23 protein-coding genes are annotated in these 25,075 nt (G+C 64.4%); 6 read left to right on the forward strand and 17 right to left on the reverse strand.

Translation table 11 applies throughout. The annotated features are described in order from the left end of the window. Positions 1-12: 12 nt before the first annotated feature. From ACSQ14_RS25875 to ACSQ14_RS25895, 5 genes are read right to left on the reverse strand one after another with little or no spacing between them, the layout of a single operon-like run. The gene (locus ACSQ14_RS25875; protein WP_436018024.1) at positions 13-1,995 is read right to left on the reverse strand and encodes an acetyl-CoA carboxylase biotin carboxylase subunit; all 1,983 of its coding nucleotides are present in this window, start codon (positions 1,993-1,995) and stop codon (positions 13-15) included. A 4-nt stretch (positions 1,996-1,999) separates the two neighbouring features. Beyond that, positions 2,000-2,362, reverse strand: coding sequence for a hypothetical protein (locus ACSQ14_RS25880; RefSeq protein WP_436018026.1), 363 nt, complete (start codon positions 2,360-2,362; stop codon positions 2,000-2,002). Continuing rightward, a complete protein-coding gene (gene sucD, locus ACSQ14_RS25885) occupies positions 2,359-3,243 on the reverse strand; it encodes a succinate--CoA ligase subunit alpha (protein ID WP_436018028.1) in 885 nt (294 codons plus the stop codon). Before sucD ends, ACSQ14_RS25880 begins: the two co-directional genes overlap by 4 nt. Continuing rightward, the gene (gene sucC / locus ACSQ14_RS25890) at positions 3,243-4,442 is read right to left on the reverse strand and encodes an ADP-forming succinate--CoA ligase subunit beta (RefSeq protein ID WP_436018030.1); all 1,200 of its coding nucleotides are present in this window, start codon (positions 4,440-4,442) and stop codon (positions 3,243-3,245) included. The genes sucD and sucC overlap by 1 nt, the downstream gene beginning before the upstream one ends. A gap of 16 nt (positions 4,443-4,458) precedes the next feature. Further along, on the reverse strand, positions 4,459-5,991 hold the full coding sequence (locus tag ACSQ14_RS25895) for an acyl-CoA carboxylase subunit beta (RefSeq protein WP_436018032.1): 1,533 nt from the start codon (positions 5,989-5,991) through the stop codon (positions 4,459-4,461). Positions 5,992-6,068: 77 nt separating this feature from the next. Here ACSQ14_RS25895 and ACSQ14_RS25900 point away from each other — a divergent pair, with 77 nt between their 5' ends. Continuing rightward, entirely contained in the window at positions 6,069-7,520 is a 1,452-nt protein-coding gene (locus tag ACSQ14_RS25900) for a helix-turn-helix domain-containing protein (protein WP_436018034.1), read from the forward strand. A 786-nt stretch (positions 7,521-8,306) separates the two neighbouring features. Beyond that, positions 8,307-8,963 (forward strand): NADPH-dependent F420 reductase, encoded by a 657-nt coding sequence (npdG, locus tag ACSQ14_RS25905; protein WP_436018036.1) that lies wholly within the window; start codon positions 8,307-8,309, stop codon positions 8,961-8,963. 200 nt (positions 8,964-9,163) lie between these two features. Here the strand turns inward: npdG and ACSQ14_RS25910 are convergent, their stop codons facing one another. The 6 genes from ACSQ14_RS25910 to ACSQ14_RS25935 all read right to left on the reverse strand — a co-directional run bounded on the left by ACSQ14_RS25910 (position 9,164) and on the right by ACSQ14_RS25935 (position 15,958). Then, complete coding sequence (locus tag ACSQ14_RS25910) at positions 9,164-10,423, reverse strand: MBL fold metallo-hydrolase (RefSeq protein ID WP_436018038.1); 1,260 nt, start codon at positions 10,421-10,423, stop codon at positions 9,164-9,166. 215 nt (positions 10,424-10,638) lie between these two features. Beyond that, the gene (locus ACSQ14_RS25915; RefSeq protein ID WP_436018040.1) at positions 10,639-11,781 is read right to left on the reverse strand and encodes a sulfotransferase family protein; all 1,143 of its coding nucleotides are present in this window, start codon (positions 11,779-11,781) and stop codon (positions 10,639-10,641) included. Between the two features lie 19 nt (positions 11,782-11,800). Beyond that, on the reverse strand, positions 11,801-12,616 hold the full coding sequence (locus ACSQ14_RS25920) for an SDR family NAD(P)-dependent oxidoreductase (RefSeq protein ID WP_436018042.1): 816 nt from the start codon (positions 12,614-12,616) through the stop codon (positions 11,801-11,803). A gap of 100 nt (positions 12,617-12,716) precedes the next feature. Continuing rightward, positions 12,717-13,568, reverse strand: a complete 852-nt coding sequence (locus ACSQ14_RS25925) for a helix-turn-helix transcriptional regulator (protein ID WP_436018044.1) — start codon at positions 13,566-13,568, stop codon at positions 12,717-12,719. Between the two features lie 267 nt (positions 13,569-13,835). Further along, entirely contained in the window at positions 13,836-14,861 is a 1,026-nt protein-coding gene (locus ACSQ14_RS25930; protein ID WP_436018046.1) for an alpha/beta hydrolase, read from the reverse strand. A 203-nt stretch (positions 14,862-15,064) separates the two neighbouring features. After that, a complete protein-coding gene (locus ACSQ14_RS25935) occupies positions 15,065-15,958 on the reverse strand; it encodes a helix-turn-helix transcriptional regulator (RefSeq protein ID WP_436018048.1) in 894 nt (297 codons plus the stop codon). 644 nt (positions 15,959-16,602) lie between these two features. On the opposite strand from ACSQ14_RS25935, the gene ACSQ14_RS25940 reads away from it, so the two are divergent. Next, a complete protein-coding gene (locus tag ACSQ14_RS25940) occupies positions 16,603-17,088 on the forward strand; it encodes a VOC family protein (protein ID WP_436018050.1) in 486 nt (161 codons plus the stop codon). 267 nt (positions 17,089-17,355) lie between these two features. On the opposite strand, the gene ACSQ14_RS25945 is transcribed toward ACSQ14_RS25940, so the two are convergent. Further along, a complete protein-coding gene (locus ACSQ14_RS25945; protein WP_436018136.1) occupies positions 17,356-17,493 on the reverse strand; it encodes a hypothetical protein in 138 nt (45 codons plus the stop codon). On the opposite strand from ACSQ14_RS25945, the gene ACSQ14_RS25950 reads away from it, so the two are divergent. Beyond that, complete coding sequence (locus ACSQ14_RS25950; protein WP_436018052.1) at positions 17,443-17,781, forward strand: NAD(P)H-binding protein; 339 nt, start codon at positions 17,443-17,445, stop codon at positions 17,779-17,781. The two genes, ACSQ14_RS25945 and ACSQ14_RS25950, sit on opposite strands and share 51 nt — an antisense overlap. Further along, a complete protein-coding gene (locus tag ACSQ14_RS25955; RefSeq protein ID WP_436018138.1) occupies positions 17,702-17,926 on the forward strand; it encodes a hypothetical protein in 225 nt (74 codons plus the stop codon). The genes ACSQ14_RS25950 and ACSQ14_RS25955 overlap by 80 nt, the downstream gene beginning before the upstream one ends. A gap of 2,395 nt (positions 17,927-20,321) precedes the next feature. Here ACSQ14_RS25955 and ACSQ14_RS25960 read toward each other — a convergent pair. Beyond that, positions 20,322-21,338, reverse strand: coding sequence for an IS30 family transposase (locus ACSQ14_RS25960; RefSeq protein ID WP_436012106.1), 1,017 nt, complete (start codon positions 21,336-21,338; stop codon positions 20,322-20,324). Positions 21,339-21,697: 359 nt separating this feature from the next. On the opposite strand from ACSQ14_RS25960, the gene ACSQ14_RS25965 reads away from it, so the two are divergent. Then, on the forward strand, positions 21,698-22,138 hold the full coding sequence (locus tag ACSQ14_RS25965; protein WP_436018054.1) for a hypothetical protein: 441 nt from the start codon (positions 21,698-21,700) through the stop codon (positions 22,136-22,138). A gap of 77 nt (positions 22,139-22,215) precedes the next feature. On the opposite strand, the gene ACSQ14_RS25970 is transcribed toward ACSQ14_RS25965, so the two are convergent. From ACSQ14_RS25970 to ACSQ14_RS25985, 4 genes are all read right to left on the reverse strand, one after another. Continuing rightward, positions 22,216-23,511, reverse strand: a complete 1,296-nt coding sequence (locus ACSQ14_RS25970) for an ISNCY family transposase (RefSeq protein ID WP_436018056.1) — start codon at positions 23,509-23,511, stop codon at positions 22,216-22,218. A 186-nt stretch (positions 23,512-23,697) separates the two neighbouring features. Continuing rightward, the gene (locus ACSQ14_RS25975) at positions 23,698-24,132 is read right to left on the reverse strand and encodes a type II toxin-antitoxin system VapC family toxin (RefSeq protein WP_436018058.1); all 435 of its coding nucleotides are present in this window, start codon (positions 24,130-24,132) and stop codon (positions 23,698-23,700) included. Then, a complete protein-coding gene (locus ACSQ14_RS25980) occupies positions 24,129-24,380 on the reverse strand; it encodes a type II toxin-antitoxin system Phd/YefM family antitoxin (RefSeq protein ID WP_436017422.1) in 252 nt (83 codons plus the stop codon). Before ACSQ14_RS25980 ends, ACSQ14_RS25975 begins: the two co-directional genes overlap by 4 nt. 268 nt (positions 24,381-24,648) lie before the next feature. Beyond that, complete coding sequence (locus tag ACSQ14_RS25985; protein ID WP_436017424.1) at positions 24,649-24,945, reverse strand: addiction module antidote protein; 297 nt, start codon at positions 24,943-24,945, stop codon at positions 24,649-24,651. Positions 24,946-25,075 lie beyond the last annotated feature (130 nt).

The raw sequence follows: 25,075 nt of genomic DNA on the forward strand, positions 1-25,075 counted from the left end.
GTTGCTGATCAACTATCCGAACTCGACCAGCACCTCGTCGGCGGCGACGCTGTCTCCGGCCTTGGCGTTGACCGCCTTCACCACCCCGTCGCGCTCGGCGCGGATGATGTTCTGCATCTTCATCGCCTCGATGATCGCGACCTGCTCGCCCGAGCGGACTTCGCGGCCGACGGAGACGTCGAGGGCGACGACCAGGCCCGGCATCGGCGAGAGCACCATCTTCGAGGTGTCCGCCGCCTGCTTCGGCGGCAGCTTCTCGTGCAGTTCAGCCGAGCGCTCGGTGAGCACCAGGACGTGGGCGGTCGCCGCGCGATGGCGGATCTTGAAGCCTTCCGCCGCCGGCTGGACCTGGACGCTGAACGCCGTCCCGTCGAGCACGCCGGCGAATACCGGCTTGCCCGGACGCCAGTCGACCTTGGTGAGCCGCAGCTTGCGGCCCTCGCCGAGGAACTCGACCACGAACTCGTCGCCGCCGTTGCTCACCCGGGTCGCCCGGCGCTCGCCGTTCTCCACCACCACCCAGTCGTTGCGCAACAGTTGCGGCGCGGCGCGGCGGGTCATGGTGCGGTGCATCGACAGCGCCACCGCGGCCATCACGTCGCGCTGGAAGCTGGTCGGCTCAGCGCCGTGGAAGCCCTCGGGGAACTCGTCCTTGATGTAGTTGGTCGACAGCTTGCCCGAGCGGAAACGCTCCTGGTCCATCACCGCGGCCAGGAAGGGCACGTTCTGGCCCAGGCCCTCGATGTGGAAGTCCTCGAGCGCCCGCCCCATGGTGTCGATCGCCGCCTCGCGGGTCGGGGCCCAGGTCGACAGCTTCGAGATCATCGGGTCGTAGAACATCGAGATCTCGTCGCCCTCGCGGACGCCGGCGTCGTTGCGGATGATGCCGCCGCCGAGCAGCGGGCCCTCGGCCGGCGGGCTGTAGCGCACCAGACGGCCGATCGACGGCAGGAAGCCGCGGTACGGGTCTTCGGCGTAGATCCGGCTTTCGACCGCCCAGCCGTCGATCTTCAGATCGTCCTGGCCGAACGTCATCTTCTCCCCGGCGGCCGAACGGATCATCTGCTCGACCAGGTCGACGCCGGTGATCATCTCGGTGACCGGGTGTTCGACCTGCAGACGGGTGTTCATCTCCAGGAAGAAGAAGCTGCGGTCCTGGCCGGCGACGAACTCGACGGTGCCGGCGCTGTCGTAATTGACCGCCTTGGCCAAGGCGACGGCCTGCGCGCCCATGTCGGCGCGGGTCTTCGCGTCGAGCAGCGGGCTCGGCGCTTCTTCGATGACCTTCTGGTTGCGGCGCTGGATCGAGCATTCGCGCTCGAACAGGTGGACGACATTGCCGTGCTTGTCGCCGAGCACCTGGATCTCGATGTGGCGCGGGCTCTCGATGAACTTCTCGATGAAGATCCGGTCGTCGCCGAAGCTGGCCTTGGCCTCGGCGCGCACCGCCGGGAAGCCTTCCTCGACGTCCTGGCGGTTCCAGGCGACGCGGATGCCCTTGCCGCCGCCGCCGGCGGAGGCCTTGATCATCACCGGATAGCCGATTTCCTCGGCGATCTTGATCGCGTGGGCGGTGTCTTCGATCTCGCCGACGTGGCCGGGGACGGTCGAGACGCCGGCCTTGGCGGCGAACTTCTTCGACTCGATCTTGTCGCCCATCGCCTTGATGGCGCCGGGGTTGGGACCGATGAAGACGATGCCTTCCTTGGCCAGCCGCTCGGCGAAGCCGGCGTTCTCCGACAGGAAGCCGAAGCCCGGGTGGACCGCTTCCGCGCCGGTTTCGCGGCAGGCGGCGACGATCTTGTCGGCGACCAGGTAGCTTTCGGCGGCGGGCGCCGCACCGATGAAGACCGACTCGTCGGCCATCTCGACGGCCATCGAGTCCGCGTCGGCCTCGGAATAGACGACGACGGTCTTAATGCCGAGCTTGCGGCACGTCTTGATAATGCGGACCGCGATTTCCCCGCGGTTGGCGATCAGGATCTTGGAAAACATCTGGTCAGCCGAGATCGCTCGTCAGCCCCGGTGCGGCGGTATTGTAGTCCGCCACCGGGCGATGGTCGGAGGCCAGACGGTCCCGATTTTCCCGAATCTTCGCCATCGCCTCGCTCGACATCTGGACGAATGCGTTGTCGAGCTTGAGCCATCCTCCGGCGGCCAAGAGCCAACTCCAGCGCGCGCAGAATTCCAGTTTCTCGGAGACAGCAAGCTGCAGCTCCGCGCGCGCGGAGCCATCAGCCTGCGTCAGTAGCCCCAGACGCCGGACAATTACCTCCTGGGTCGCCAGGAGCGTCGTGTTCCAGTCGTTCAGGACGGGACCGCGATAGGTCGGAGCCTCCGGCGCCAGGGGCGGACCGCTCACCGGCTTGCGCCTTTCAGCACCTCGAGCAGGGTTTCGCCCAGCTTCGCGGGGGACGGAGACACGCGGATGCCCGCCGCTTCCATCGCCGCGATCTTGTCTTCAGCCCCGCCCTTGCCGCCGGAGATGATCGCCCCGGCGTGGCCCATATGGCGGCCCGGAGGCGCCGTACGGCCCGCAATGAAGCCCACCATAGGCTTCTTGATGGGTGAATTCTTGATGAATTCAGCCGCTGCTTCTTCCGCCGAGCCGCCGATTTCACCGATCATGATGATCGACTCGGTCTCGGGGTCGTCCAGGAACATCTGCAGCACGTCGACGAACTCGGTGCCCTTCACCGGGTCGCCGCCGATGCCGACCGCCGTGGTCTGGCCGAGGCCGACGTTGGTGGTCTGGAAGACCGCCTCGTAGGTAAGCGTCCCGGAGCGCGAAACAACGCCCACCGAGCCGCGCTTGAAGATGTTGCCCGGCATGATGCCGATCTTGCACTCGCCCGGCGTCAGCACGCCCGGGCAGTTCGGACCGATCAGCCGCGACTTGGAGCCCGACAGCGAGCGCTTCACCTTGACCATGTCGGCCACCGGGATGCCCTCGGTGATGCAGATGATCAGCGGGATCTCGGCGTCGATGGCTTCGAGGATGGCGTCGGCCGCGAACGGCGGCGGCACGTAGATCACGCTGGCGTCGGCGCCGGTTTCCCGGGCGGCTTCGCCCACCGTGTTGAACACCGGCAGGCCGATGTGCTTGGTCCCGCCTTTGCCGGGCGAGGTGCCGCCGACCATCTTGGTGCCGTAAGCGATCGCCTGTTCCGAGTGGAACGTGCCCTGCGAGCCGGTGATGCCCTGGCAGATGACGCGAGTGTCTTTACCGATCAGAACTGACATTAGGCGGCCCCCTGCACGGCCTTGACGATCTTTTCCGCGCCGTCGGAGAGATCGTTGGCGGCGATCACGTTCAGGCCGCTCTTGTTGATGATGTCCTTGCCGAGCTCGGCGTTGGTGCCTTCGAGGCGCACCACCAGCGGCACCTTCAGGCCGGTCTCCTTGACCGCGGCGATGACGCCCTCGGCCAGGATGTCGCAGCGGGCGATGCCGCCGAAGATGTTGACCAGGATGCCCTTCACGTTCGGGTCGGCGGTGATGATCTTGAACGCCGCCGTCACCTTCTCCTTGGTCGCGCCGCCGCCGACATCGAGGAAGTTCGCCGGCGCAGCGCCGTAGAGCTTGATGATGTCCATGGTGGCCATCGCCAGACCGGCGCCGTTGACCATGCAGCCGATGGTGCCGTCGAGGGCGATGTAGGAGAGGTCGTGCTTGGAGGCCTCGATCTCCTTCGGGTCCTCTTCGCTCTCGTCGCGCAGCGCCTTGATGTCCGGGTGGCGGTAGAGGGCGTTGGGGTCGAACGACACCTTGGCGTCGAGCACCCGCAGCTGCTCGTCAGCGGTGACGATCAGCGGGTTGATCTCGAGCATGGCCATGTCCTTGGCCAGGAAGGCTTCGTAGAGCTGGTTGAGCAGCTTGGTCGCCTGCTTCGCCAGATCGCCCTTCAGGCCGAGCGCCTGACCGAGCGCCAGGCCGTGGTGCGGCCACACGCCCGTCGCCGGGTCGATGGTGAAGGTGATGATCTTCTCGGGCGTCGCGTGGGCGACGTCCTCGATGTCCATGCCGCCTTCGGTCGAAGCGACGACCGAGACCCGGCTCGTATCGCGGTCGACCAGCAGCGACAGGTAGAATTCCTTGGCGATCGCGGCGCCTTCCTCGATGTAGAGGCGGTTCACCTGCTTGCCGGCGGGACCGGTCTGGTGGGTCACCAGCACGCGGCCGAGCATCTCGGCGGCGTTGGCCTTGACGTCTTCCACCGACTTCAGAACCCGAACGCCGCCCTTGGCGTCGGGGGCGAGGCCCTCGAACTTGCCCTTGCCGCGGCCGCCGGCGTGGATCTGCGACTTGACGACGAACACCGGCCCGCCGAGCTGCTCGGCTGCGGTTTCGGCGTGCCCGACTGTAAACGCGGGCATGCCGCGAGGAATGGCTACGCCGAACTCTTTGAGGACGGCTTTGGCTTGGTGTTCATGAATATTCATGGGGTGGGGCTACCTCCTACAGCGGGATGTTGTCGTGCTTCTTCCAGGGATTGCTGAGCTGCTTGCCCTTGAGGCTCTTCAGCGCGCGCACCAGCCGGCGACGCGTGCCGTGCGGCATGATCACGTCGTCGATGTAGCCGCGCGAAGCGGCCACGAACGGGTTGGCGAACTTCGTCTTGTACTCGGCCTCGCGCTTGGCGATGGCCTCGGAGTCGCCGATCTCGGACCGGAAGATGATCTCCACCGCGCCCTTCGAGCCCATCACCGCGATCTCGGCGGTCGGCCAGGCGTAGTTGACGTCGCCTCGCAGGTGCTTGGAGCTCATGACGTCGTAGGCGCCGCCGTAGGCCTTGCGGGTGATCACGGTCAGCTTCGGCACGGTGGCCTCGGCGTAGGCGAACAGCAGCTTGGCGCCGTGGCGGATCAGGCCGCCCTGCTCCTGCCGGGTGCCCGGCATGAAGCCCGGCACGTCGACGAAGGTGACCAGCGGAATGTCGAAGGCGTCGCAGAAGCGCACGAAGCGCGCGGCCTTGCGGCTGGAGTCGATGTCGAGCACGCCCGCCAGCACCTGCGGCTGGTTGGCGACGACGCCGACCGGCTGGCCGTCGAGACGCGCGAAGCCGACGACGATGTTCTTGGCGTATTCCGGGCTGACCTCGAAGAAGTCGGCCTCGTCCACGACCTTCAGGATCAGTTCCTTGATGTCGTAGGGCTTGTTCGGATTGGCCGGCACCAGGGTGTCGAGCGAGGCCTCGTCCCGGTTCGGGTCGTCGAAGCTTTCGCGGACCGGCGGCTTCTCGCGGTTGGAGAGCGGCAGGAAGTCGATCAGCCGGCGGACCTGGGTCAGCGCCTCGAGGTCGTTCTCGAACGCGCCGTCGACCACGCCGGACTTCTGGGCGTGGACGCGGTAGCCGCCGAGCTCGTCATGGGTGACGTCCTCGTGGGTGACCGTCTTCACCACATCGGGGCCGGTCACGTACATGTAGCTCGTGTCCTTCACCATGAAGATGAAGTCGGTGATCGCCGGCGAATAGACGTCGCCGCCGGCGCACGGGCCCATGATCACGCTGATCTGCGGGATGACGCCCGAGGCCAGGGTGTTTTCGAGGAAGATGTCGGCGTAGCCGGCGAGGCTGTCCACGCCTTCCTGGATGCGGGCGCCGCCCGCGTCGAACAGGCCGATGATCGGCGCGCCGACCTTCATGGCCTGGCGCTGCACCTTGACGATCTTCTGGGCGTGGGTCGCCGAGAGCGAGCCGCCGAACACCGTGAAGTCCTTGGAGAAGACGAAGACGACCCGACCGTTGATCGTGCCCCAGCCGGTGATCACGCCGTCGCCGGGGATCACGTTCTCGCCGGTGTCGAATTCGTTGCGGCGCGGTTCGACGAACATGTCGAACTCTTCGAACGAACCTTCGTCGAGCAGCAGGTCGATCCGCTCACGCGCGGTCAGCTTGCCTTTGGCGTGCTGGTTGGCGATCCGGCGCTCACCGCCGCCGATGCGGTTCTCGGCCCGCCGCCGCACCAGCTCGTCGATAACTGAAATCATCACCAACCTGCGAAATTGCACACATAGCTAACCAGCTGGGCGTCGCATCGCACGCCCGTTCGTGCAAAATTGGCGGCTTGATTGTTTCGTCGATTGCAAAAATGCGAAAAGAAAAACCCTACGTAGGACCGAGGATCCGGGAGTTGCGCCAGCAACGGGGGTGGACCCTTGAGACCTGCGCCGCGCAGCTCGGGATCTCGGTCAGCTACCTCTCGCAGCTGGAGACAAACCAGCGCCCCTTGAGCTCGCGCACAATGCTGGCGCTTCTTGAGACGTTTGACGCCGAGGCCGTCGTCTTCGAGCCGACCGCGGACCTTCGACTGACCGCCGATCTGCGCGAAGCGTGCGCCAGTCTGACGACGGCCCACGATCCGATCCCCCTTTCGGAGATCCGTCGCGTCGCCCAGGGCGCGCCGCGCTTCGCCAGGGAGTTCCTTGACCTGCAGCGGGCTTTCCGCAAGCTGGACGAGCGGCTGAAGATCGTCGACCAAGCCGTTACAGCGTCGTCGGGGGCGGATCTCTATCCGCTGCTCCCCTATGACGAGGTCAGCGACTACTTCCACTACAAGAACAACTATATTCACGGCCTTGACGTCGCCGCCGAGGGGCTGGCCCAAGAGATGGTCCTGCGGACCGGCGCGGGCCTCGAGGTCGAGCTCGAGGGGCACGTCTACCTGCGCACAGGCGTGCGCGTCCTGCGGGCGCCGCACGAACGCATGATGCGCCGGTTTGACCCGAAGGACAGGTCGCTGACCCTCAACGCAACGCAACCTTCGGAAACCCGCGCTTTTCAGCTGGCGACCTTCCTGGTGTCCCAAGCGCTCTGCGGTGCGATCGAGCGGGAAATGGAGCGGGCGCCATTTCGGTCTCGCGAGGCGTTCGACGTCTGCCGGGTCGCGCTGACCAACTATGCCGCGGCGGCCCTGGTGATGCCCTACGCCGCTTTCGCCCGCGCCGCGCGTGTCATGCGCCATGACGTGGAGCGACTGGCGACAGAGTTCGGGGTGAGCCTCGAGCAGGTCTGCCATCGGCTGAGCACGCTGCAGCGTCCCTCCCAAAGGGGCGTGCCCCTCTACTTTCTGCGCATGGACCCGGCCGGCAACGTCACCAAGCGCCATAGCGCGACGCGCTTCCACTTCGCCCGCTTCGGCGGAACCTGCCCTCTGTGGAACGTCCACGAGGCGGCGATCACGCCGGACCGCTTCGTCGTGCAGGTGGCGGAAACCACGGACGGCGTGCGCTACCTCTGTGTCGCCCGCAGCATCTTTAAACCCTCAGGCGCGTTCGCCCGACGAGGCCGGCAGTATGTCCTGGGGTTCGGCTGCGAGCTCATCCACGCGCCCGAGCTGGTCTACAGCGACTTCGTCCATCTCGAGGCCGAGCCTGTGCTCATCGGCTCCAGCTGCAGGACCTGTGAACGCGACCAATGCCAGCACAGAGCCTTCCCGCCCTTGGAAGGACGCATCGAGGTGCCGACCGGCGAACGCTCGATCGTCCCATTTCGGGTGAAGCGCGGCGTCGACAGCTAACGAACTGCGAGAACGTGATCTCAGATTGGTAATGGCACAAAAAGGCCCGCCTCGCGGCGGGCCAGTGAAGGGAGGAATGCCCAGCGTGGGCAACCAATGGATAACCCTCAGAGGGCCACCTAGTCAACCAGGTGCGACAACACAGACTGGGCCATGGGAAGGTAGCGGTCATCGTGGCCCCCCGGAAGCCTCGAGCGGAGCGCCAGGCCGGCGTGGCATTGTGGAGTCGGGCCGCTTGAACGTGGCGCCCACGCCCTGCGAAGGATGTTGCCGCTCATGCGGCTTTTCCAAGCAGCGCAGCGGTGGAGGCCGGCGCAATGAAGCTCAGCAGGTGAGCGCGCTTCAGGCAGAGATGCGGCGAGGCCTCGTCCGTCATCCCTATGCCGCCGTGAATCTGAATATTGGTGCGGGCGTTCTCAAGCGCCGCCTGGTCGGCGAGGCGCTTGGCCGCGGAAATATGGAACGCGAGCGCCGCCCGATGAACTGCAGGCGCGCCAACCGGCGGGGCGGCGACATAACTGCGTGCATATTGGGCGGCCGATCTCAGATCTGCGGCGTCCGGATCCGTCGATCAGGATCCGGCTCTCCTAAGCAGGGCCCCGTGTTCGTTGTACATCAGGCGCAGGGGTGACATTGCTATCCGCCGACTATATGCATGCATTTATCGCTCAGTTGCCTGCGAGATCGCCGGGGTCTGTCCGCGCCCGTGCGCGGGTAGATCAAAGCGGGCAGGGGCGGCTGTTGCGTCTGAACTGGCGACGAATGAAACCATCGAGGGGAACAGGAATGGCTAAGATCGCAGTCGTCGGCGGCACGGGGGATCTCGGCAACGCCATCGCCAAGCGCCTGGTGAAGGCGGGCGGCCATCAGGTCCTGATCGGCTCGCGCCGCGCCGAAGCCGCCGCCGAAGCCGCCGCCGCCCTGGGCCCGAACGTCGGCCATGGGGTGAACGCCGAGGTCGCCAAGAACTGCGACATCGTCATCGTCACCGTACCCTACTCCGCCCAGGCCAACACCTTGAAGGACATCACGGACTCGGTCGGCCAGGCGATCGTCGTCGACACCACCGTGCCGCTCGTCCCGCCGAAGGTGATGCGCGTGCAGCTGCCCGCCGGCGGCTCGGCCGCGATGGAGGCGCGCGAGCACCTCGGCGAGGGCGTACGCCTGGTGACCGCCTTCCACAACGTCGCCGCTCACAAGCTGGCGACCGACGAGGTGGTGGACTGCGACGTGCTGGTCTTCTCCGACGACGTCGAGGCGCGCGGCCAGGTGGTTTCGCTCGTCGGCGACATCGGCATGCGCGGCCTGGCCGGCGGCAGCCTCGCCAACTCGGCGGCGGCCGAGGCGCTGACCTCGCTGCTGATCTTCTTCAACAGGACCTACCAGGCCGACGGCGCGGGCGTGCGCTTCACCGGCCTGAAGACGGCCCCGCCGATCGGGTGAGGCGAGCCTCGACGGGCAGGCCGCAGCAGAAGCCTTGGGTCTGCTCCGCAGGGGACGGGCCCAAGCGCGGGGCTACGAGACTGCGGGAAACGACCGCATGCACGACGAGCGAGGGGCCCGCGGCTCCAACCGAGGCTGGGCCCCTGGTCGCCTATCACGGGCGACGCCAAGCAAGCCTTCCCGGCATGCTGCGCCCGAGATCAGGGCGTAGAGATGATCGCCTTCGCCTTGGCGATCCTTCCCTCCAACCATCCCATTTCATCGAAGGTGCGGCCCCGGGTGCGTTGGAGCAGCGCCTCGTGCGCGGCGATTTCGACCTCGAGGGCGGCCTGATGCTTTGGGTCCGCAGCCAGGGCGATCTCTACATAATGGATCGCCTCTAGCGGCGCGCCCGCCTTCAAGCGTTCCTGGGCCTTTCCAGCCAGTACGTCAGGGCCGCCCGCCAGCTGAGCCAGCTCAGGCCAGATTGTGCGCGCCGGAACGCCGTACAACTCCGTGGTGGACTCCTGACGAAACCAGCCCGTGTACTCTTCGAACACCGTCCGCACGTACCAGGAGACCGGCCCCCGTCCTGGAGCCATGACGAGGTCTTCCGGAAGCTGGATTTCCCTCATCAGGGTCCATAGATCCTTCTTCTCGGCCATACCGCGAACCGTCTCGTCGTGGATGTATCGGATGGCCGCCATGAGCCTGGACATGTCCGCACGGATGCGGGCCTCTCCGACGATTGGCAGTCCGTGACCCGTAACCAGCAGGTCCGGATCGAGATCGATCAGGTGCTGCAACTCGACCATGAAATTGGCGACGCTTCGGTCTCGGTCCCCGCGCAAGGTGTAGAAGTGCGGCAAGGCGCCGTAGAGCGCGCCCATCCAGTTGCCGGTGAACAGCACGCGCTCCTGCGGCAGCCACACCATCAACGAGTCTAGGGTCTCGCCAGACGGCGACGAATAAAGCTCGAACCGCCGCCGACCCACCTCGAAGCTGTGGCGCTTGTCGAACAGGGTGAGCGGCTCGGGCAGGTTTGCGCCCCTGAAGGCCGGCGGCCGGTTCGAGGAGGGCGACAGCATCGCATGGAGCACAGCTTGGCTTCGCGGCCCGAAGAACGGAGCCAGCGCCGTTCGCTCACGACAAAGCCGGGGGAACTCGGCCTGGGCGATCATCTCGACGCTGGGGTCCGCGAATTTGCTCCACCCGCCGATATGATCGAAATGATCCTGCGTGAAGACGATCTTGGCCACCTTCAGTGGGCGGCCCAGCAGTTCCTCAAAGCGTCGGCGATGCTCTCTTTCAGCCGGCGCGCCGGTGTTGATGACCACGTCGCCAGCCTCGCTGGTGATCACGTAGCTGTTGGAACAGCCACGGGACATCAACAAAAAGTCGTTGACCCGCTCGGCCGGGGCGCCGGGGTTCCATTCAATCGCCCTCATCAACGGATGTTCGGCGCTCGCGACGCAACCCATGGTCTCCTCCCTACTGGCTCTCGGTTTGCGCCGCCCTGGATCAGACAGCCGTTCAGAGCCTTCAACATGTCAACGGCCGCTTCAGGCGGCGGGTAAGCAGATCCGGCGCGCGCGGCTCGGCATCGCCTCAAGTGGGCTTCCCGCGGCCGCCCGAGGGCTTGGCGGCGCACGACCTGCGCGCTGCGTGGCTCGACGGGGGGCAAGCCGGCCGCCCCTTAGCCTTCGCGCTCGACCGGATAGTCAGCCAGATAGTCGGCGAACAGCGGCGCTAGCTTATCCTCGCTAAGACCGAACTGGTCGAGCTTGTAGGCGTGCTTACCCCACTTGCCCTGAGGATTCTCGCCGAGCCAGCGGGCCATGTTGGCCTCCGCTTCCGGTGTGAGCTCGTCGCCCAGCCAGGCGTAGAGCTTACGCATGGCGGCCATCGGATCGCGCATGCTCTCGGCGTAGTAAAGATCGTAGATCCGGTCGTGGCCAATCTCGGCGCGCACGGCTCGGAGCCGGTTCACGTGCTCGGCCGCCTGGCGCGGATAGAGGTCCGCAATCCAGTCGATCTCGACCTTCGTCTTCTGCTGCGTGTTGTTGATCAGGCTGCAGAGCGAGCCGACGGCGGTGTAGGGATCGCGATGGGTCCAGATCAGCCGCGCGTCGGGAAATTCCTTCAGCAGATACTTCAGGTGAAGGGCGTGCGACGGCATCTTAAGGTTCCACGACGCTGCGCCGTCGAACTGGAGCACTTGGAGAAACCGCCGCTCGTAGGCGTAGGCCGCGGTCATGTCGGCGCTCCACATCCATTCGCTGTAGTTGGGCAATTTGCCCATCGCCTCCCAGAACATAGATTTGAAGTCGCCGGAGTGGATATGGATGCACTCGGTCGGAAACGCCGCCGAGGACATGTAGAACCGGCCCGCTCTCGGATTCTCGGCCCGCCTCTTCTGCTCCAGTTCCAGGGCGGTCATGAGCCGTGGATCGGTGAGCACCTCTTTGAACGGCGCCGGCGGCACCGGCTCGTCCGCCATCCAGGCCAACAGCGAGCGCTTGGTCGGATCAACGGCCAGCAGATTGCTCAACATCGTCGTGCCGGTCCGGGGCATCCCCAAAATAAAGATCGGCGCCTTGATCGGCTGTTCCAGCACCTGCGGATGTCGGCGGATGTAGTCGTCGATCTTCAGTCGATTGCTCAACCCCCGAACCGCCATGCTCTCGAACCAGTCGACGCCCGGGTCCGGCCAGTTCGCGCGGTTGATGTCGCCGACGAGGACTTCGAGGCCCTCACGGAAGCTCTGGCTGTCAAAGGTGGTGAGACCCGACGATTTCTGAGCCTTCTCGACGATCCGCTCAGCGTTGATCTTCCCCATGTCGCCCATCTCCTTTTTATTACACGTTCACCATATAGCCGCCGTCGATCACGATGACGTCGCCGGTGTGGAAGGCGGCGCCGTCGCTCGCGAGATAGGCGGTGATGGCCTCGAAATCCTGCGGATACCCGACGCGCTTCATCGGCGTGTGCTCGATAAAGCGCTTGTCCATCGGAGAGGCCTCTGCGCCTTCACCGGCCGAGGCCTGCCCACGGTGACGACCCAGGTCGGTCTTGATGTATCCGGGCGCCACCATGTTCACGCGGACGCCGAACGGGCCGAGCTCAACCGCCATGGAGCGCATCATCGAAGCCAAGGCGCCCTTGGCGGCCGCATAGTGGGACAGGCCAGGCACGCCCAGGTAGACCGACAGGCTGCCGCAGACGATGATCGAGCCGCCCGGATCGCCAGCCTTGGCCCGGATCACCATGTGTCGCGCGGCCTCGCGCAGCGTGTAAAACGCGCCGTGCAAGTTGATGTTTAAGAGGTCGTGGTAGGTCTTGGAGTCCAGATCCAGGATCGACGGCCTGTGGCTGGAGACGCCAGCGTTGGCGATTACGCAGTCAAGGCGGCCCATAGCCTCCGCCGCTTCCTGCATCTGACGCACCACGGCGTCTTCCGAGGCCACGTCGAGGGCGCGGCTGAGCACTTCCCCGCCGTACTGCCGAAGTTCCACCTCGGCGGCGCAGTTCTTCTCCTCGCTGCGCGCCCAGATCATCACGTCGGCGCCCTGCTTGGCCAAGCCGCGAGCGAACCCCAGCCCAAGGCCACTGTTGCCGCCGGTCACCAGCGCCTTCTTTCCAGTTAGGTCGAACAATCCCTGCGGGTTGGCCATTTCTTTCTTCTCGCCGTTTCAGGCAAGATGGAGGAGGCGGTGCCGCGGACAACGCTGATGAAATTCGCGATCGCGCCAAAGAGTCGAAATCAGGACGCGATCAAGCAAACTCACGGAGTTGAAGTCGGTACTCCCGAGGCGAAACGCCTACTGCGCCTCGAAAGGCTGCGGAGAATGCCGATGGCGAAGAAAATCCAAGATCGGACGACACCGCCTTTATCGATCTGTCTCGAAGCAGCGTCTTGGCATGTTCGATCCGGACCTCACTCACATACTCACCAATCGTCGTTCCACGACTCTCCTTGAAAGCGCGCGTGACATGCCGCGTGGAGAGTCGACACAAATCAGCAAGCTCCTGCAGCGTCGGGGCCACATAGGTCTCCCTCAAGCGATCTTCGATTTTTCTCAGCTGCCACGAGGCAAGGCCGCCGCCCGCATATCGCAACGGCACCTCACGAAAGTATCGCGCCAGTTCTACGGCTAATTGTGTCGAAATCGATTCGATCAGCACGTCTGCCGCAAATCCCGGGCTTCTCAATTCTTCGGCAAGACGAACGAGCACGGATCGCACCGACATGCTCCTGATGTTCAGGCTAGTCGCAAGTCTTGCGTCGTCCCAGTTCTGAGTTTCGCCCAGCCAGGTCTCCAGGAAATCCAATCTCAGCTGGCACTTCACAGAGGCCTGCACCCCACTATCGCAGCGACCATGCATGGGGAACTCTGGCGGAACCAGGAAGATGTCACCAATGCTCTCAAATCTTCCCGGAGCCCAACGGTCGACAAATCGCCCGCGAGCCCGCGGGCGCGGCGTGAGGCACAGGTCGAGAAAGTAATCGCCTTCCGGCTTGATGACGCGGCTGAGCGGTTCGCTCCACTCGTAGCGGATGACCTGGAAAACGCCGCCGGGAACCCGTGACTCCGCTTCGACGATCACTAGTTCGTTCGCCATCATCGATCCTCCGGATGGCCGCACGGTGCGTAGGCCCGCGCTAAACTGTTACAAAAGTCGGGAGCCAACCCACCTGCTCTGACTGCGAAAACGGCGAAGCCCCTTAACCGCAATCCTCGGCGCTGTTGTTGGGGCGCACCGCGGCCGCAAGAACCACATCCGCCCTGATCCTGGCGCCGGTTAGGTCTGGTTATACTATCGGGGCGGGCCAGCACTCCGTACATCTCCGCCGGCGATGGGCGGAGTCGATCCTCACCCCTTACATCGACATCAACGACTGAGCTTTTCACGATAGAAACGCACTATCGTCGCGTAAGCATCCTGCGCCTCGGGCAACGAAATATTGTAGTAGAAGCAGTGGCCCAATCCATCGAAAACATGAAGTGAAGCATCCACGCCCGCGCCAGCAAGCGCGCGGTGAGCGGCGATCGCCGGGCTCAGATCGGAAGCGCGGGTGCCGGTAATCAGGAGTGTCGGTGGATACTGGGCGCGAAACGCCTCTGGAGCGATATTCGGGTTGACGAGATAATCGTCTGCACGAACGTCCGAAAAGTAACCGACCTTGCCGCCCAGAAGGTCTGCGAACAAATCGAAGGGGGGCGTTTGAGCGGAACTGATCGCCGAGAAATAAGCGGAGTCGCCGGCCCCACCCGTACCGGCCCCAAAAATACCGAGCGCGCCGGGAACGGGTTGGCCGTGTTCGATCAGCCAAGCGACCGCCTGAGACGCGATCGCGCCTCCCGCTGACCCGCCAAATATGCCGATGCGGCGAGCGGGATAGGTCTTGAGCAACTCCGAATAGACCGCGGCCACGTCCTCGCTGGCGGCCGGAAACTTGTGTTCGAATCCCTGCCGATAGTCTACGGAGACGACCTTCCAGCCGCCAAGGTGGCAGACCGGAATCGACTCGACCCGAGCGATATACTTCGCACCTGCGCAGAATGCGCCGCCGTGCAGATTTATCAGGATCTGATCCTGTGCGAACTCACCAGCGGGCGTGAAGATTTCGACCGGTACGCCGCCTAACGTGGCCTGCTCTATCCGCACCGGATAAGCGGCGTGGACAGTCTCGGATAAGGGGCGCGCCAGGCCTGTGTCCAACTGGTTCCGGAAGGCCAGCACGGCTTCCCTGAAGGACTCTTCCGAGCTGAATTCGCTTAGGCGGGGAATCACGGGCCCGGCCGCCGGCCGCCTGAGCGACTGCCCCGCCCGGGCGATCTCGCTCAGCGCCGCCGAGGGCGGCAGATCGAACGCCGGAACCCTGACCACGCCTCCGTTGTCCAGTTCCTCGGTCAAGACCGGAGGTCCTTCATGATCATTCTGCAACCCAATCCGTCCCCGCTGCGGCGATCTGCGCAATTCGACCCAGTCGCGTTAGCGCGAAAGACTAGATTCAAACCTCAATGCCGTTCAACGAGGGCGGCGGCGGCTTTTCGGACAAAGCAGGCTTCATGCGACACAAAGCGGCGCGGCTTCGGGCTCAGGTCGCTCGACGGAGCTCATCGGGAAACACGGCGCGCGCGATCTTGCAGAGGGCTCCGTCCGGTTTGGCGCCGATAGGCCGCCGAGAAGGTGCTGCGGCTCGAAAAGCCGAGCTTCGCGGCGATTTCCTTGAGGGTCAGATCACCCTCGGCGAGCATTTTCTGCGCCCGCTCGAGACATGCGGCGCGGACATGCGCCGAGATCGAATGGCCGTTCTCCTGGGAGAATGCTCGCGCCAGGTGGCGCGCCGACATATTGCACAGCTGCGCCAGCTCCGCGACCGTCGGCGGCGGCTCGTCCGCGCGCAATCTCTCTTCGATTATCCTCACCTTCCAGTCGGGCAGGCCCCCACGCTTGTCGGTCGCGAATTGGTGGAGATGACGCACAAGCTCCACGCTGGCCAAGACGAGCTGGGCTTCCACCATGAGATGACCACCCAGTTTAGGCTGCGACAGTTCGATGTAAATCTGCTGCAGGCTGCGTAAGACGTTTGGCGCGCGAAGGTCTAGGCAGTGCTGGAGCGCACGGTCGCTCAGATCCGCCGGCAACTCTTCAAACAGGGCGGCGTCCAGCAGGCAGGCGAGCTTGACGATCGGCCCTGGGGGACAGGCGCCAAGCAGCGGAACGTCCGGCGGGATAAACAATGCTTGCCCAACCGGCTCCGACCGCTTTGAGCCCCATTTTTCGTAGAACGATCCTCCGCATGGCCGCGGCCGTCGAAAAGTCAGCTCGAGAAAGGCGTGTTGCGACGAGTGGAACACCCCATGAATAGGGGCGATAGACACATAGTTTTCCAGCCAGACCTGCGATGCGCCCGCCCGCAACCCAGAACGGCTGCGCTCAAATGTAAGCAAATGCCGGGTGATCTCTTGCCCGTTGAGGTTTGCACCTTTGACGATCTGGGCTCTCATACGCAGCCTTAACCTTCAAGCCTCGCCCGGGACCGCAGCGTGGATGAAGGTACGTCTCCCGATGGCTTCACTCATCTACTTCCTAGCGCCTTTCCTGAGCCGGAGCCAGAAATCGAACGCAGGCAGCGTCCGGGGGCCGCGGTGATCACTGGCGCGCGCCGTCCGACGCATGGCCCGGTCCATGCGCTCAGGGCCGATGATAGGCGCCGATAGGCTGGACTCGCCGGGTCGGCGCTGCTGGTCCTGGGGCTGTGCGAGCGAGATCGGGTGACTGGCCCGGTCAGCGCCGCGCTTTAGTCGCGATGGGAGCGGGGCCGGCGGCCACCAGCTCGAAAGACGCGGCGGCGGGCGTGGGCTGAACAGCGCCCAGCCGCCAAGCAGCGCGCTTTGTGTCGCGTGAAGCATGCTTTGTCCGAAAACCGGTCGACGAGGCTCCTTGAGCGCAATCCGGGTTCGACGGCACGGTGCCTCTCGTCGACCAACCCAAAAAGTGGTGGCGTTCGCCTACCGCGAACCAATGAACATTGGGGAATACCCGTGACGAGCCGAAGGTCCATCGCAACGAGAACTGGCGAGAGGCGCGCCTGTGAGCGCCAGCCTCATCGCCGGGCGGACTTGGCGCTCATGATGGAGCTCCAGGCGATATGACCGCTGCCCTTCCAGCCTTCCTGAACAAATTCGTTCAGCTCGGCTACGTAACGCCGGACCTTGATCAGGCAATTCAGCATTACGCCCGCCACGGCGTCGCGAATTTTCTCATCTTTGATACCCGGGATACGCACCCTAATGCACGACATCACGTGCGGGTCGGACTGGCTTGGACCGGGCCCGTAATGGTCGAGTTGATCGAGCCCGTCGGCCGGAACGAGCTCTATGCTCACGCGCTGCCTGACGAGGGGTTCGGCATACAGCTCCACCACACTGGCTACCTGGTGGAAAACGATGCGCAGTTCGCCGAAGCCGTAGCGTGGGTCGAAGCACAGCAGATTCCCGTCGCCAGCAGGGGGCGCAACGAAGGAAGCCTGGAGGTGCTCTTCGCTGACGCTCGCCAGACAATGGGCCATCACCTCGAAATCATACACCTGTTCGAAAAGGGCCGGGAAATGTTCGCCGCGGTTCCGAAGAACTGAGCGGGCCCCCCGCGCCCATATCCGATCGGTTTCGTTGCGGCTTTCAGGTCGAACCGGGCGCCAGTTCCTTACGCCTTCACAAGATGAGCAGCGTTGGACGGTTGTCGGTCTGATGCGGCGCCTTTGGATGCACAAAGGCAGGGTAGGGGGCCCGAGGGACTGCCTTGGCCCCACCTTCTTGTTGAGCTGAGCCGCTTGAGAGTGTTCGTGCTGCGCCGCTTTTGCCGCGTGCGCGACCGAAATGTCATGTTGGCCGGAACGCCGGCTTCAGCGATTTTCATTGCCTGAGCCCGCTTCCGGCCAGCGAGAGCGCCAATCCGGCCGCGCCGTCGCCAACAACACCGGAGCAAAAGCATGATCGTTGTCACCGCCCCTACCGGCAATATCGGCGATCAGGTCGTCCAAAACCTTCTTAACTTGAACGCACCTGTCCGGGTGATCGTGCGCGACCCAACGCACCTTGCAAAAGAGGTGCGAGACCGTACCCAAGTCGTGAACGGCTCCCACGGGGACGCAGGCGTCGTAAACGAAGCATTCAGCGGCGCCGACGCTGTATTCTGGCTCACGCCCCCCGACCCAAAGGCCGCCTCGGTCATCCGAGATCGTCTCCGACGTGCTCGGCCGTGCGGTCAGCTATCACCAGATCAGCTTCGAGTCGTACAAGGCTCGCCTCGTTCAGTTCGGCATGTCTGACGCCGTGGCGCAGGGCATGACGGATATGGCCCGGGCCAAGGATCAAGGCCTCGACTTGATCGTGTCTAGGACGCCGATGAGCTCAACGCCGACCAGCTTTCGCCAGTGGTGCGAAGACACGCTCAAGCCCGCCGTGCTCGGCTGAGCCGGCTTTCCGATACGGCAGCGGCGGCAGCACAAGGCCCGGATTCAACACAAGCTGCACCGTTGTCCTCGTCGGTTGGCGTCAGCTAGAGAGGTCGCGATCGTCGACAGCCAGAGATGACAGGGCAGGGGCACGGTGTCTGCCGACGGGCAGGCGGGCAGCCCTTCCGATGCGCAGCCGACCGGTCGGCGCGTGGAAGACGATGACGGGGCCGAGGGCCGTTACGCCTTTCCCGGGCCCGGGATAAGGGCCGGGAAGGCGCTCGAGTAGGAGTATTGCCTCATGCCTTTGCGGTTTAGGGTCCGGAATGTTCCGCAGCACGCGCCAGCCCAGTACGCTCCGCTATGACCGAGGTGTCGGTTTGGCGCTCTGCTCTCGCCTCGCACATAACTAGCCGCAGCTGCTCCCAATGTGACCTGTGCTGCACCATCATGGGAGTGCGCGAGTTGGTGAAGGCGCCCTTTGCTCGCTGTGAGCACCTGGCGGGCGCGGGTCAGGGGTGCAGCGTCTGGGGCGATCACCCTGCTTCTTGTAGAAGCTTCCTCTGTCTCTGGCGCGGTTCTGACGACCTCCTGCCGCCCGACCTTTTTCCACCGGACTGCGGATTTCTGGGAGCTCGATCCCTCGCCGACCTGGCCGACTTCTGTGAAGATCTGTCCGGCCCCTGGCAGGCTGGACGCCTGGGACAGGCCGCGAAATCGGGCGCTTTTCGCGAGGCTCGCTGCCGCGTGGAATTGCCCGGTTGTCGTCGTCGGTGACGGAGTGCTCGCGAGTCACGTCTTCACCCCCGCGGGGCGTCTCTATAGCCGCGCCGAACAGCCGGAGGTGTTTCCGAACGGCGGTGCGGGGCTAGCTCTCTTCGCCGATGACTGGGGCCCCGACCGTCGTCCACCCGCCGAGCGGATTGCCGAGACAAGTTTCAGCTGGCGTGGAGACGTCGGTTCAGACCTCTAGGCGGCGACGGGCTTTCCCGCCTGCCCGTGGAACTTCGGGAGGTGCCTGCGGCCGCAGCAGGTGAAGCTCCGGAGCTCGTTAGCATGAGCAACGCGGACCTTGTCGCGCTCGTTCGGCGCGCGAACTCCGGAGCGACGGAAATGCTTTGCGCTGAGATAGAGAAGGCGCGCGTCGCGCTTTAGGCCGCCCTAGACCTAATGGTCTCGGGCTCTCTGCGCGGCTCGATCGGCCTCCGGGGCCCGCACTCAGCTAAGTGTGGAATCCGAACGCGGCCCGCCGCCGCCAAGCAGCTAGCTCGACAGTCGCCAATGTGCGCACTGCACACCGGGATTAGGCCTGCATAGCGCCAGTCTGTGCACCACGTCGTTCAGACTCAGGTTCATCCCATGCATTTCGGCCAGGCCATGGGTCGTCAAGGGGCAGCCTGACAGCGGGGTGCCCCGGAGAGCACATTTGGGGCAGATCTGTCCCGCGGGGCGATGGCTCCAGGAGAAACCCCGAAACCCCAGCATGGCTTACCTCCCAACTCTCGCCAGGACCCCTTAGAGAGAATAATAGTCTTGTTTGCGGATCCAGATCTTGGCGGAGCGCTGCCGCGCCGGTTCACCTTTCCGAGAAGGCGATGGCGCGAGCTTCGCGCAGCACCTCGAACTTCGACAGCTCCGCATCGCTCATGATCCGCACCGCCATCGACGCCGTCACCCAGCCAAGCTTGGAGGGAGGCTGACGTCTCTAATTTGCACGGCACTGACATTTGCACTTTGCGGTGTGGGTTCCAGGCGAAGTGCAACGGGGGCAGGGGACCGGACGGCGGGCGGGCGCGGAGCCCCACGCCGCGCAGAGCCCGACCGCCGTCCGCCGCACAGATGGATCAGCTTCGATCTTCGCTTCGAGCGCGCCGGTAGGCGCGCGAGCACGTAGAAGCGACACCGAAGGTGGCTCGCCCAGGTGTCGCTCGGGGTGGCGGATGTTGACTGGGCTGACAGCTCCGCCATGTTGAATCCAACATGCGCGCGCGAGTTGTCATTGGTTGGATGGTCGTTGTGGCAGCGATAGCCGCCACGTTGGTTACTGTCTCTGCCCTAAGACTTCCCGACACAAAGCTGTTCGCAGATTTCGGGAAACAGGAGAGCGACGTTGCACGCGCCGAACTGCTTCGGAAAAGAGTGTATTCCCGTTATCGCGTAGGCGGTCCTGAGGGCGACCTGCCCGCTTACCTAAAAGCACAGGGGATGGACGTAGATCGTCACATCGTCCCAGGTGCCGAGAACCCCGTTTTTGGCATGGCTCGGACGGAGCACGGCATCGGGATCTGCAATAGGCAAGCCTTGATAACTTGGCGCGTAACCCCCACAGGCAAGTTGAAGGAGCTAACCGTAAGCTACGGGGCAGACAATTGCCTCTGAAGGCCGCAGATCGCCGACCGAAGACTGCCAGACCGTCACTGCTCAGGGCTAGATGGTGGCGCCTTACAATCGAGCATCGAGGAGAATGCCTCCGCAGGAGTTCTGTAGCCGAGGCACTTGCGAGGCGTTGCGTTCATCCGCGCTGCTAATGCGCGCAGATCGGCGGTGCTGCGGGCCGAAATGTCTGCATCCAGCGGCAGGAAGCGCCTGAGGCGGCCGTTGGTGTTCTCGACAGAACCCTTCTGCCAGGGCGCTTGGGGCGCACAGAAGTAGGCGTCCATTCCGAGCGACGTTTTCAGGGCGGGGTAAGCGGCGAACTCGGTGCCGCGGTCGAAGGTGACGGTTCGCCGCGCGCCAGCAGGGAGGCCGCCGAGTTCCTCGGCCAGGCCGTTCATGATGGGCTTGGAGTGCCGGCTCGGCTGGACTCTCAGGACAGTGAACCGCGTCTGGCGCTCGACGATCGAGAGCACATTCCGCTGCCCGTGCGCCTTGCGGAACATCACCAGATCGCCCTCCCAGTGACCGAACGAGCTCCGCGCGGCGATCTCGGCCGGACGCTCGGCGAAGGTGTTCTCGAGCGGGATCTGCATGCCGCGGGGCTTCCGCGCGTAGCGCCGCCGGCGACGTCGACGGCGGCTCGGCAGCAACTGACAGAGATTCTGCGCATGCCCGAGCTCGCTGTAGACGAACTGATAGATGGTCTCGTGGCTGATCCGGCGGGCGCCGTCAGCCTCGCGTCGAAGGCGGCCGGCGATTTGTTCCGGCGACCAGGCTTGCTGCAGACGGGCGATGACGTACCGCGCCAGGTCTGGGTCCTGATGCAGCTTGCGCCGGCGGATGCGGCGCCGATCCGTGCGCGACTGGGCAGCTTGAGGAAAGTAGCCGCGCAGCCACGGCCCGTCGTCATGCCAATTGCGCCGGATTTCCCGGTGGATGGTCGAGCGGTGTCGGCCGAGCCGCTCGGCGATCCGCGGCACGGACATCTTCGCTTCGCGCAGCTGGAAAATCAGCTTGCGCTCATCCAAGGTGAGGTGGTCGTAGCGTTCGCCCACAGCCGGATCCGTCCCCGAGACAACCCGCTGAAAAGCTTGGCAGGTCGCACTTGGAAATGGAATCCACCCGGCTACAGTCGTTGTCTACGCCGGTTAGAGATGTCGCGGTTGGCGCCGGATAGAGATGTCAGGGCAGGGGACCTGGGGTCGGCCGAAGGGCGGGCGCGGAGCGGTTGCGGAGCGCAGAGCCCGACCGCCCGGCCGGCGCACGGGAGACGATGACAGCGTGTTTTCCGAAGCGCGCCGGCAGGCGCGCGAGGCACGTAGCCGCGGCGCGCCGAGAAGCGGACGTCCGAAGCTCCATTCATGGCTGGTGGATGCGAACTCGCGCGGCGCCGTCCGACAGTTCATGATGAGCCATGCACTGGATCGCTGTTGTTTTAGCTGCGACCGTCGCAACTAGCGACGCGAGACGTTTGGTCCGCTACGGCGGCCTTTTGATCGGGCTTGTTGCCGCCAGCTGCTCACCGTTGGTTAGCTCCAAGCCGTCAGACATGACGTTGATCGTCAAGGAGTCCCGCGAACTCAGTCCAACACAGGTTGCTCAGTTGAGCGCTCGGCTAGACGATTTTGCAGAAGTAAATGGTCTATCTATGGCGAAGAATGGTGTGCCTGGAGACGGGACCCCATTCGCATTAGAACTCCGGGACAAAGAGAATACGACCTCGATTGTCGTAACGTCCCCGTTCAAGACAACGGACTTCGTATTTGGCTTGTACTCTCGGCGCAAAGATACCGAGAAGATCTCGTCGCAGAAGGATGTCTTTGAAAAGGCGATCCGGGCTGCAACAGCCCCGTGACGCGCTGGAGCTGCCAGTCTTCGTTCTGTTTCATCAGCACGACGCGCCGGAGGCCAGCCGCGGCGAACAACGCTGGATCATCCAACACTGAACCGGTGCCCGGTCTGGTCCCGCCGCTTCGGCGCCTTCGAGGTGCGCTTCGGCGGCGGCTGGGCGTCCTGATAGGCCTTGATCATCTCCAGCAATGAGCCGAGCCGCTTGTTCTCGACGATCGCGGCCTGGTTGACCTGCCGGATCTTGTCGAAGGTGCGGTAGGCGAGCTCGACGCCCTGGTAGCGGATGGCGATCCGCCCGTCGGGATAGTCGACGACGGTCACCCGCTTGCCGATCGCCGATTGCGCGGTCTCCGACGGCTCCAGGATGAACAGCACCTTGTCGTACTGCAGGGTCAGTGACTGGGAGAGGGTGCGCTCGACCTGCCAGGTGAACTCGTCGTCGAGTTGGTCGCGCGGCGACATCGGCCGGTGCAGCTCCTTCGGGTTGGCCGGGAGCTTGCCGAAGCGGGCATTGTAGTCGGCGACGAAGCCGGGAAGGAACGCGTTGCCGTCGGCGAGCGTGCCGATCTCCGCCAACCTGAGCTCCTTCACCAGCCGGTCCTGCAGGGTCTTGTTGGCGCGCTCGACGCGGCCTTTCGCCTGGCTGGAATTGGCGCAGATGATCTCGATGTTCATCTTGCCGAGCGCCCGGCCGAACTGGGTCATGCCGTCGCCGCTAACGCCGGCTTTGCTGACCCGAAACACCGAGTGCTTGTCGCTGTAGAACGCCACCGGCTTGCCGTGCGCCTCGAGGTAGGTCCGCGTCGCCGCGAAGTAGGCGAAGGTCGACTCCGACTCGACGAACTGCAGGTGCATCAGCCGGCTGGTGGCGTCGTCGATGAACACCAGCAGCGTGCACTTCGGCCCGCGATCCTCGAACCAGCGGTGCTCGGAGCCGTCGATCTGCACCAGCTCGCCGACGCAGTCGCGGCGGTAGCGCGGCTGGTAGATCTTGCGCCGCCGCCTGGCGCGCGCGTCCCACAGGCCGTCGGCGATCATCCAGGCGCGCAGCGTCTCGCGCGAGACGGTGATGTCGTGCAGCTCCTGCAGCTTCTCGGCCGCCAGCGTCGGGCCGAAATCCGGGTAGCGCGCCTTGATGATGTCGATCGCCGCTTGGCGCACGTCCGCCGGCGTCTTGCGGTTGCTCGGCCGGCCGCGCTTTTTCGAGATGATCCCGTCAGCGCCGCGCAGCCGGTAGGCCTTCAGCAGCCGCCAGACCTGGCGCTCGCTGAGGCCCAGCACGCCGGCCGCGGCGCGCACCGGCAATCGCTCGGCGTCCACGTCGCGCAGCACCTCGAACTTCGACAGCTCCGCATCGCTCATGATCCGCACCGCCATCGACGCCGTCTCCCAGCCAAGCTTGGAGGGAGGCTGACGTCTCTAATTTGCACGGCACTGACATTTGCACTTTGCGGCTACAGTCGTTCCCCGCCCAATGGAAATTATGCGAAATATTCCAGCGATATCAGCATGTTGATCGGCCTCGCTGATCTGAGATGGTAGGAGCCCTCCGGGCCCAGGTGATCACCTTGCCATCTGCAGCAGCCGCGTCTCCACTCCCAACACCTCGGCGGCGGTTGCAAGCCGCCGATCCAGCGTAATCAAAGCGAGATTAGCCCGCCGGCAGATGGCGGCATGCAGAGCGTCCGGCGCCCTCAATATCAAGTCGAACCGACGGACGAAGATATTTGCGAGACGAACGTCAGCGGCGTTCATGTCGATGTCTTCCGTCGCGGCGACCCGCCAGGCGTCGAAATCGGCGAGCCGAGCCGTGGCGTCTTCCGGGCTGATCCGCGCGGTTCGCACCAGGCGTGACAGCGCTGACGCGACCTCAGCCGCTGCGAATTCCGACACGACGAGCGGCCCTGAGGTCGCGCCGATGAAGTCGTCGACGATGGCGCTGCCTGGCTCCTCGATTAGCATCGGGAGCAAGGCGCTGGCGTCAAGGTAGGCGGTCAATCGCGGTCGTGCTCATAGAGTTCGTCCAGCAGCTCAACTGCCGTGATCCTGACCAGGGGCCGCTGCGCACGGCGGCGCTTGAGCCATTCGTAGGTGGCCGCATTTTGCGTCGCCCGCTGCGCTTGGATCGGACGAAGCTCAGCCACTGGGCGCCCATGCCGGGAGATCACCACCTCCTCACCCTCGAGTGCCCGATCTATCAGCCGCGGGAGGCCGGTCTTTGCGTCCGCGACGCTATACGTGGTCATCTAGGCAACTCCGTTATGACCATCATGATGGTCATAACTCTTGTGGAATTCAAGCGCAGCGCGACCAGCCGTACGCGGCCAGCTCTGCGGATCCGCGCAGAATCCCAAGCGCCCCCTCCTGGTGCGGTGACGTAATGGAAATTATGCGGAGAAAATCTCTGGGCCGGCACCGCTGACATCGATCAGCTATATTCAACACCGCAAGACTGCTGCGTCTGCGTGCCGCCCGATTTACTCCGCCGAACGATCGGCCAACTTAAACTGACATTCAGGCGTGTTCAGGGATGCGCTCGGGTGTCAGCCTAAATCCTAGAGCTTGGGCCACCTTAAGCACAGTGCCGAACTCCGGATGCCCGTCAGAACTTAAAGCCTTGTAGAGCGCTTGGCGGGTGATGCCAGTCTCCTGGGCTAGCAGGGTCATTCCTCGAGCTCTGGCGACAACGCCAAGCGCATGGGTGATGTAGCCCGCGTCTTCGGACTCGAAGGCGTCTTCCAGGAAGGCCTCAATGGCTTCGGGAGTGTCCAGCACTTCAGCCGCATCGAAGCGGCGCGTCTTCAGGGGCATGGGGCTCACTTCTCCAATTCCCGAGCCAGCTCCTTGGCCCGTTTGATGTCTCCGGTCTGGGACGACTTGTCCCCACCGCACAGCACGACCACGTAGGTCGAACAGCGCTGCACGATGTAGACCCGATAAC

Source organism: Phenylobacterium sp. LjRoot219 (assembly GCF_964252995.1).
In the GTDB taxonomy this organism is placed as follows: domain Bacteria; phylum Pseudomonadota; class Alphaproteobacteria; order Caulobacterales; family Caulobacteraceae; genus Phenylobacterium.

What these genes read in the sequence shown, in the direction of transcription:
- ACSQ14_RS25875 (WP_436018024.1), bottom strand. Translation starts at nt 1,995, where the DNA reads ATGTTTTCCAAGATCCTGATCGCCAACCGCGGGGAAATCGCGGTCCGC.
- sucD (WP_436018028.1), bottom strand. Translation starts at nt 3,243, where the DNA reads ATGTCAGTTCTGATCGGTAAAGACACTCGCGTCATCTGCCAGGGCATC.
- sucC (WP_436018030.1), bottom strand. Translation starts at nt 4,442, where the DNA reads ATGAATATTCATGAACACCAAGCCAAAGCCGTCCTCAAAGAGTTCGGC.
- ACSQ14_RS25895 (WP_436018032.1), bottom strand. Translation starts at nt 5,991, where the DNA reads ATGATTTCAGTTATCGACGAGCTGGTGCGGCGGCGGGCCGAGAACCGC.
- npdG (WP_436018036.1), top strand. Translation starts at nt 8,307, where the DNA reads ATGGCTAAGATCGCAGTCGTCGGCGGCACGGGGGATCTCGGCAACGCC.
- ACSQ14_RS25910 (WP_436018038.1), bottom strand. Translation starts at nt 10,423, where the DNA reads ATGGGTTGCGTCGCGAGCGCCGAACATCCGTTGATGAGGGCGATTGAA.
- ACSQ14_RS25915 (WP_436018040.1), bottom strand. Translation starts at nt 11,781, where the DNA reads ATGGGGAAGATCAACGCTGAGCGGATCGTCGAGAAGGCTCAGAAATCG.
- ACSQ14_RS25920 (WP_436018042.1), bottom strand. Translation starts at nt 12,616, where the DNA reads ATGGCCAACCCGCAGGGATTGTTCGACCTAACTGGAAAGAAGGCGCTG.
- ACSQ14_RS25925 (WP_436018044.1), bottom strand. Translation starts at nt 13,568, where the DNA reads ATGATGGCGAACGAACTAGTGATCGTCGAAGCGGAGTCACGGGTTCCC.
- ACSQ14_RS25935 (WP_436018048.1), bottom strand. Translation starts at nt 15,958, where the DNA reads ATGAGAGCCCAGATCGTCAAAGGTGCAAACCTCAACGGGCAAGAGATC.
- ACSQ14_RS25940 (WP_436018050.1), top strand. Translation starts at nt 16,603, where the DNA reads ATGACCGCTGCCCTTCCAGCCTTCCTGAACAAATTCGTTCAGCTCGGC.
- ACSQ14_RS25950 (WP_436018052.1), top strand. Translation starts at nt 17,443, where the DNA reads ATGATCGTTGTCACCGCCCCTACCGGCAATATCGGCGATCAGGTCGTC.
- ACSQ14_RS25965 (WP_436018054.1), top strand. Translation starts at nt 21,698, where the DNA reads ATGCACTGGATCGCTGTTGTTTTAGCTGCGACCGTCGCAACTAGCGAC.
- ACSQ14_RS25970 (WP_436018056.1), bottom strand. Translation starts at nt 23,511, where the DNA reads ATGGCGGTGCGGATCATGAGCGATGCGGAGCTGTCGAAGTTCGAGGTG.
- ACSQ14_RS25980 (WP_436017422.1), bottom strand. Translation starts at nt 24,380, where the DNA reads ATGACCACGTATAGCGTCGCGGACGCAAAGACCGGCCTCCCGCGGCTG.
- ACSQ14_RS25985 (WP_436017424.1), bottom strand. Translation starts at nt 24,945, where the DNA reads ATGCCCCTGAAGACGCGCCGCTTCGATGCGGCTGAAGTGCTGGACACT.